At 57.3% G+C, this 1,095-nt stretch carries 2 protein-coding genes and 1 pseudogene; 2 read left to right on the plus strand and 1 reads right to left on the minus strand.

The window, feature by feature from the left end:
- Positions 1 to 218 (plus strand): ACT domain-containing protein (locus DBR30_RS22080; RefSeq protein ID WP_258224397.1); only part of this gene is annotated, 218 nt, incomplete at its 5' end.
- An 81-nt stretch (positions 219 to 299) separates the two neighbouring features.
- Here DBR30_RS22080 and DBR30_RS11070 read toward each other — a convergent pair.
- Positions 300 to 680 (minus strand): diacylglycerol kinase, encoded by a 381-nt coding sequence (locus DBR30_RS11070; protein WP_005337641.1) that lies wholly within the window; start codon positions 678 to 680, stop codon positions 300 to 302.
- Between the two features lie 144 nt (positions 681 to 824).
- On the opposite strand from DBR30_RS11070, the pseudogene DBR30_RS11075 reads away from it, so the two are divergent.
- Positions 825 to 1,095 (plus strand): annotated as a pseudogene (locus DBR30_RS11075) (3-deoxy-7-phosphoheptulonate synthase); the annotation flags it as partial.

The raw sequence follows: 1,095 nt of genomic DNA on the forward strand, positions 1-1,095 counted from the left end.
CCAGCCGCCTGCTGCACATTCACCGCAACCAGCCGGGCGTGATGAACCAGATCAACCAGATCTTCGCCGAAGAGGGGATCAACATCGCCGGTCAATACCTGCAGACCAGCAGCCATATCGGTTACGTGGTGATCGACGTGGAGACCGAGCACAGCGAGAAGGCGCTCGCCAAGCTCAAGGAGATCAACGGCACCATCCGTGCCCGCATCCTCCACTGATAGACCCTTATCTGCGCAGCAAAAAGCCCGTCGTGATGACGGGCTTTTGTATGAAGCAGAACCTCAAAGCAGCGTGATGGCTTACCACCACCCCAACAGGTTGCGGCCTACCAGCGCGCCCCACACCAGGGCATTGAGGGCCAACGCGATAAAGACGGCGGCAGAGCCCAGATCCTTGGCGCGACCGGAGAGCTCATGATGCTCGGAGCCAACCCTGTCTACCACAGCTTCAATGGCGGAGTTGAGGATCTCGACGATCACCACCAGCCAGCTGATGACGATAAGCAGCAGGATCTGGTTGAGAGAATCCCCCAGCCAGAAGGCAAGTGGCATCAGCAACAGGATCAGCATCAGCTCCTGCCGAAAAGCCGCCTCGTTAATCCAGGCTGACTTGAGCCCCTTCATGCTGTAACCGGTTGCGTTGATGATGCGGGTGACCCCGGTTGCCCCTGGCTTTGCCACGCTATCTACCTCATTTGGAATCGATTTTGGCCTCACATCCTATCAGAGCCCCCCAAGGTTTCAATCAGGGGACTTTTGCTTTATTTTATCTCTTTGCTTTTTCGCCCCTTGCGGCTGACACCACCCACTCGAGACTTGAGTTGTATGTCCATTCACACAGATGAATTGCGCACCCGTCGCCTGGAGTCACTGATCACTCCGAGCGAGCTTGCACACGCGTTTCCGATCACCGATACCATTGCCCAGAATCTGCTGGATGCCCGTCGCGAAGTGGAAGCCATTCTGGCCGGAGACGATCAGCGCCTGCTGGTCATTGTCGGCCCCTGCTCTATCCATGATCCCGCTGCTGCTCGCGAGTATGCCCTGCGCCTCAACGCCCTGCGCGAGCAGTATAAAGAGAGTCTCTGCATCGTGA

The sequence above is a fragment of the Aeromonas sp. HMWF017 genome, from assembly GCF_003061465.1.
Lineage (GTDB): Bacteria > Pseudomonadota > Gammaproteobacteria > Enterobacterales > Aeromonadaceae > Aeromonas > Aeromonas veronii.